The sequence below is a fragment of the Rhodopseudomonas sp. genome (assembly GCF_048594845.1).
GTDB lineage: Bacteria > Pseudomonadota > Alphaproteobacteria > Rhizobiales > Xanthobacteraceae > Rhodopseudomonas.
Genome location: NZ_JBMDXE010000040.1, coordinates 1 through 5,758, shown reverse-complemented (window position 1 = coordinate 5,758; position 5,758 = coordinate 1). Strand labels below are relative to the sequence as shown.

Annotated in this window: 5 protein-coding genes and 1 pseudogene; 4 read left to right on the top strand and 2 right to left on the bottom strand. The window is 66.8% G+C overall.

The genetic code is table 11. The features are described 5' to 3' along the window. Nucleotides 1-229 (top strand): annotated as a pseudogene (locus ACOJTD_RS02295) (FAD-dependent oxidoreductase); the annotation flags it as partial. Between the two features lie 56 nt (nucleotides 230-285). Here ACOJTD_RS02295 and ACOJTD_RS02290 read toward each other — a convergent pair. Beyond that, complete coding sequence (locus tag ACOJTD_RS02290; protein WP_420131323.1) at nucleotides 286-552, bottom strand: hypothetical protein; 267 nt, start codon at nucleotides 550-552, stop codon at nucleotides 286-288. Nucleotides 553-896: 344 nt separating this feature from the next. On the opposite strand from ACOJTD_RS02290, the gene ACOJTD_RS02285 reads away from it, so the two are divergent. Then, nucleotides 897-1,787: a 50S ribosomal protein L11 methyltransferase gene (locus ACOJTD_RS02285; protein WP_420131322.1), complete on the top strand. Its 891-nt coding sequence runs from the start codon at nucleotides 897-899 to the stop codon at nucleotides 1,785-1,787. Between the two features lie 31 nt (nucleotides 1,788-1,818). On the opposite strand, the gene ACOJTD_RS02280 is transcribed toward ACOJTD_RS02285, so the two are convergent. Then, complete coding sequence (locus tag ACOJTD_RS02280) at nucleotides 1,819-2,010, bottom strand: hypothetical protein (protein ID WP_420131321.1); 192 nt, start codon at nucleotides 2,008-2,010, stop codon at nucleotides 1,819-1,821. Between the two features lie 175 nt (nucleotides 2,011-2,185). Here ACOJTD_RS02280 and ACOJTD_RS02275 point away from each other — a divergent pair, with 175 nt between their 5' ends. Next, nucleotides 2,186-4,015 carry an aminopeptidase P family protein gene (locus ACOJTD_RS02275; RefSeq protein ID WP_420131320.1) on the top strand — a complete coding sequence of 610 codons (1,830 nt, stop codon included), beginning with the start codon at nucleotides 2,186-2,188 and terminating at the stop codon, nucleotides 4,013-4,015. A 290-nt stretch (nucleotides 4,016-4,305) separates the two neighbouring features. Continuing rightward, nucleotides 4,306-5,595, top strand: coding sequence for a multidrug effflux MFS transporter (locus ACOJTD_RS02270; protein ID WP_420131319.1), 1,290 nt, complete (start codon nucleotides 4,306-4,308; stop codon nucleotides 5,593-5,595). The last annotated feature ends 163 nt before the right edge of the window (nucleotides 5,596-5,758 follow it).

Genomic DNA, 5,758 nt, shown 5'->3' with positions numbered 1-5,758 from the left:
CGAGTTCGGCCTGCTCGGCGGCGACATCTTCCACGGCGCGCTCAGCCTGAACCAGTTGTTCTCGGCGCGCCCGCTGCTGGGCCACGCCGACTATCGCGGCCCGCTGAAAGGTCTCTACCACTGCGGCAGCGGCGCCCACCCGGGCGGCGGCGTCACCGGCGCCCCGGGCCACAACGCGGCGGTCGCCATTCTCAGCGATCACCGCAGCTTGTTCACAGCGTGTGGGTAGATCTGTGCGCAAGCCTGTGGATATGTTGTGGAAAACTTATGTACTGAGACGCCGGCTCAACCGCGCAGGCAGCGCTTGGCTTCGGCGATCTGCGCCCAGCTGTAGCCGTTCTTGACCGCCCAGGCGATCGACTTGGCCTTGCCGTGTTCGCTCACGTAATAGCGGATCGTCACGCAATCGACCGGGATCGGCGCAGCGGCCTGGTCGGCTGCGAAAGCGGCGGGCATGCCAGCCGGAGCCAGCAGGGCGGACACAGCGGTCGCCACGGCCAGGCTCTTGCGCCGAATGGCGCGCGAAAACAGGACGTCGTTAGCGTTGATCATCACACCTCGAATGGCTGATCATTTGGGGAATGGCTGCGGTCGCTCTCAGCAACGGTCAGCGGCCCGGTCGAAATGCCGGGAGATCAAGGCCAGAACATGGCCATGTGCCTCGCGGGACACATAGCGGCACGTGCATACCGCAACCCTGTGGAGCACGCGGGACACTCACGAACGACGTGAAATCGCTCGCGGCTGACCTGACCGTGTTCGCGCGGGCCGAATCCGACACTTCCAACCTTGTGGGTAAGTCATGGACAACTCCCGCCTTTTCGGCGCACAAGCTGTGGATCCCGTGTTGAAGAACCACGCGAGCGGCAAGCAGCCGCCAACCTGTCGGACCTCACATGCCTGATCTCGCCCCCACCGTTCGCGCCAGCTTCATCCTCGGCGACGAGGCGACTGCCCGCCGCGTTACGGATCTGCTCGGCGAATGCTTCGACGAAGCCGAGATGGCGATCGCAGCGTTCGAACGTCCGGATCGGAATTGGGAGGTGGCGCTGCATTTCGGCGAGCAGCCGAATCTCGACGCCATCCGTGATCTCGTCGCGCAAGCTGCGGGCGAAGAAGCCGCAAAGGCGATCACCGTCGAGACGATCGCGGCCAAGGATTGGGTCGCCGCGAGTCTCGAAGGGCTGGTGCCGGTCCCGGCCGGCCGCTTCATCGTCCACGGCAGCCACGACCGCGAGCGCATCCCGCCCAACAAGCTCGGCATCGAGATCGAGGCCGCGCTGGCGTTCGGTACTGGACATCACGGCACCACACGCGGCTGCCTGACGCTGCTCGATCTTGTGCTGCGCGCCGGGCCGCCGCGCAGCGTGCTCGACCTTGGCACGGGCACCGGAGTGCTGGCGATTGCTGCGGCCAAGGCGCTGCGGCAGCCGGTGCTGGCGACCGATATCGATCGGCAGTCGGTCGCGGTGGCGAAGGAAAACGCCCGGCTCAACGGCGTCGGCAATCTGGTGATCGCCGAATGGGCGACCGGCTTCGCCTCACCGGCATTCGCCGCGCATGCACCGTTCGATCTGGTGCTGGCGAACATCCTCGCAAATCCGCTGCGCGCGTTGGCGCAGCCGATGTCGGAGCATCTCGCGCCGTCGGCGCTGGTGATCCTGTCGGGGCTGCTGCAGCCGCAGGCGCAGAGCGTGATCGCCGCCTATCGGGCGCGCGGCTGTGTGCTGCTGCGGCAGATCGTGATCGAAGGCTGGAGCAGCCTGCTGCTGGCGAAAACCTTTTGAGGCAAACCTGAGGCAGGCTTGGTCGACGGGCCTACTCGGCCGGCTTGGTCGGGAAGCGGACGTGAGCGCCGGACTGCGGCGAACCCTTTTTCACTCGCGCGTCGGACAGGCGGTCCAACATCTGGGTAATCACGCCGCGGGGCTTCTTGTCGTCGGTCTGCGTCTTGGCGACGGATTTCGGGCGAGCCGGCGGAGCGATCTTCTCGAATGAAAAAGCAGGCATGTGTATCCCCTCATCGTTGAGTTGAGACACTCCCGGGTTGATCCCGGACGCGTTATCAGAGTGCGGGCGCACTCGCGCCTGTTGCTTGCAGGCCCGATAAATCAAGCATAACTCGTGCCATAAGCAAAGCTTTTCGCAGGCATATTGTTTCACGCAGCAAGGGAAACAGAGAGCGATGTTCGAAGCGCACTTCCAGACCTTCGAGGATCCCGAAGCCGGCGTCGCGCTCGGCGCGCGGCTCTCCGCGCTGCGTGAGGAGCTGGCCCGCCGCAAACTCACCGGCTTCGTCGTGCCGCGCGCAGATCAGCAACAAAATGAATACGTTGCACCGTCCGAAGAGCGACTGGCGTGGCTCACGGGCTTCACCGGATCGGCAGGACTGGCGATCGTTCTCGTCCGCGAAGCCGCTGTGTTCGTCGACGGCCGCTATACGCTGCAGGCCGCCAAGCAGGTCGACACCGCGGCGTGGGCGATCGAGTCGCTGGTCGAACCGCCGCCGGAGCGCTGGCTGGAAGCGCATCTGCAGGCCGGCGACCGCCTTGGATTTGATCCGTGGCTGCACACTTCTTCGGCAGTCGAACGACTGCAGGCCGCCTGCGCCAAAGCCGGCGCGGAGCTGATCGCGGTCGACAGCAATCCGATCGACGCCGTGTGGCACGAGCGTCCCGCTCCGCCGCTCGGCGCCGTCAGCATTCACGGCGCGGAATTCTCCGGCGAGAGCGAAGCCGCCAAGCTCGGCCGGATTCGCGATGAGCTCGGCCGGCTGAAGGCCGACGCACTGGTGCTGTCGGATTCGCATGCTGTGGCCTGGACCTTCAACATCCGCGGCGCCGACGTCTCGCACACGCCGCTGCCCCTCTCCTACGCGCTGGTGCCGAAAGACGGCCGGCCGACGATTTTCATTGACGCCCGCAAGCTCTCGAATAGCGCCCGCGATCATCTCGAGCAAACCGCCGAGGTCGCCGAACCTTCAGCGCTGACATCGGCGCTGCAGGCGCTGGCGCAGAGCGGCGCCGCGATCGCGCTCGACAGCGCCACGGCCGCAGACGCGCTGACGCGATTGATCAAGGATGCCGGAGGCAAACCGCTGCGCGGCGCCGATCCGGTGGCGCTGCTCAAGGCGGTGAAGAACGAGGTCGAGATCGCCGGCACCCGGACCGCGCATCAGCGCGACGCGGTGGCGCTGGTGCGCTTCCTCGCTTTCATCGATGCCGAAGCGCCGAAGGGCACCCTCACCGAGATCGACGCGGTCGAGGCGCTGGAGAGTTTCCGCCGCGACACCGGCGCGCTCAAGGACGTGTCGTTTCCGACCATCTCCGGCACCGGGCCGAACGGCGCGATCGTGCACTATCGCGTCACCCGCAAGAGCAACCGCCGCATTCAGCCCGGCGATCTGTTGCTGATCGATTCCGGCGCGCAGTATCAGGACGGCACCACCGATGTCACCCGCACGATCGCAGTGGGTGAGCCGACCGCCGAGATGCGCGACCGCTTCACCCGCGTGCTGCGCGGCCACATCGCGATCGCCCGCGCCGTCTTTCCCGACGGCACCACGGGCGCGCAGCTCGATACGCTGGCGCGGCAATTCCTGTGGCAAGCTGGAATCGATTTCGAGCACGGCACCGGCCACGGCGTCGGCAGCTACCTATCGGTGCACGAAGGCCCGGCGCGGATCTCCAAGCTCGGCACCACGCCGCTGAAGCGCGGCATGATCCTGTCCAACGAGCCCGGCTACTACAAGACGGATGCGTTCGGCATCCGAATCGAGAATCTGGAGCTGGTCGTCGAGAAGCAGGTCGACGGCGCCGAGAAGCCAATGAACGCGTTCGAGACGCTGACCTTCGCGCCGATCGACCGCCGGCTGATCGACCTCGCGATGCTGAGCCAGAAAGAACTCGCCTGGCTCAACGCCTACCACGCCCGCGTCCGCGAGCTGGTGCGCCCGCATCTCGACGGCCCGACGCAACTCTGGCTCGACCAGGCGACCGCGCCACTGGCGCACTAACCTCCTCGTGCCCCGGACGCGCTGCAGCACGCAGTGCTGCTGCGCAGATCCGGGGCCCCGGTTATCGCGGGCGTCGCGTGAGACAAACCGGGGTCCCGCATCTGCGGCGCATCGCTGCGCGCTGCGCCTTTGTGCGGGACACGGGCTTCACGAGAGAGGCGCCACGCGGGTCGCGGCCCTCCCCGCATAGCCGTATGCCGAAAACGGCCTGTTAGGGCGCATCCGGCACGGTACAGTCGGTCGCTCACCGACAACTCGCACCGCAACGCTTCTCGGGAACCGAACCCTTCATGCACGGCATCGTCGGTAGATATGGCAGGATCGACGCCACCATGCGTGACCGGCCGCCGTCGAAGCTGTTGCTGCTTTTGCTGGTGCTGATGAACGGCGCGGCGCCGATCGCGCTGTACATTTTCGTGCCGGCGCTGCCGATCCTCGCGCAGGATTTCGCCAGCGATATCTCGGTCGCTCAGATGACCGTGTCGCTTTACATGGTCGGGCTGGCCTGCTCGCAGCTGATCATGGGGCCGCTGTCCGACCGTTTTGGCCGCCGTCCGGTGCTGCTTGCCGGGCTGTCGCTGATGGTCGTGGCCAGCGTCGGCTGCATCTTCGCGCAGACGCTGCCGCAACTGATCGCCGCGCGGTTCTTCCAGGCACTCGGCGGCGCGTCCGGCATGGTGATCAGCCGCGCCGTTATCCGCGATCTCTATAGCCGCGACCGGGTCGGCGGCATGCTCAGCCTGGTCATCGCCGTGATGATGATCGCGCAGATGCTGTCGCCGCTGTTCGGCGGCCTGATCGAAACCGCGCTGGGCTGGCGTGCGATCTTCTACGTCGTCACCGCCGGCGCCGTCATCGTCGCCGCCGCGATCGCGCTGGCGCTGCCGGAGACGCGCCGCCGTGCCGATCCGTTGGCGCCCGGCAGCTTTCGCGGCAATGTCGGCGCGCTGTTCGGCAGCCGTGCGTTCATCGGCTACATGCTGTGCCAGGTGCTGTCCTCGGCGATCATCTTCACCTTCGCGGGCGGCGGCCCTTATGTCGTGGTGACGCAGATGGGCCGGACCAGCGCCGAATACGGCGCGTGGTTCGCCAGCTCCGGCTTCGCCTATCTGCTCGGCAACGTGTTCTGCGTGCGGTTCTCGCCGCGCTACTCGCTCGACAAGCTGATCTGGTTCGGCCTCGCGATGCAGATCGGCGGCGCCCTGCTCAATCTGATCTGGGGCGTGCTCGGCTGGAATCAGGTGCCGAGCTGGCTGTTCCTGACCCACATGATCATCATGTTCGGCATCGCCAGCGTGATGGCCAACGCCACCGCCGGCGCGATCAGCATTCGCCCGCAGGCCGCCGGCACCGCCTCCGGCCTGATGGGCTTCACCCAGTTCGGCATCGGCTCGCTGTGCTCGCAATTCGGCGCCTGGCTCGGCGGCCACTTCGCCACGCCCTTGCCGCTCAACATCGCGGTGTGCGGCCTCGCCGCGGCGTGCGCGGCCTCGATGATCTTCCTGGTGCCGCGCAGCAACTTGGTCCCGACCGAGGACCTGATCGAACGCGCGGAAAGCGAAGAGCCGCCGGTGATGTGAGGGGCGCGCGCCTCGCAATAACTCGCGGAGCGGACGGTGCTTCGCCGACGGGCTCTGGAATACTGGGTCGCCCGCCGACGCGGGCGATTACCCGGGGGAAAGGGGCACGGCCGCGCGGCACAAAAGGCCCTGCACCACCCCCCAAGCGGAGGACCCAGAAACC

Bases quoted from the DNA above. Each gene is read 5' to 3' on its own strand.
- ACOJTD_RS02290 (WP_420131323.1), bottom strand. From the start codon at position 552: ATGATCAACGCTAACGACGTCCTGTTTTCGCGCGCCATTCGGCGCAAG.
- ACOJTD_RS02285 (WP_420131322.1), top strand. From the start codon at position 897: ATGCCTGATCTCGCCCCCACCGTTCGCGCCAGCTTCATCCTCGGCGAC.
- ACOJTD_RS02280 (WP_420131321.1), bottom strand. From the start codon at position 2,010: ATGCCTGCTTTTTCATTCGAGAAGATCGCTCCGCCGGCTCGCCCGAAA.
- ACOJTD_RS02275 (WP_420131320.1), top strand. From the start codon at position 2,186: ATGTTCGAAGCGCACTTCCAGACCTTCGAGGATCCCGAAGCCGGCGTC.
- ACOJTD_RS02270 (WP_420131319.1), top strand. From the start codon at position 4,306: ATGCACGGCATCGTCGGTAGATATGGCAGGATCGACGCCACCATGCGT.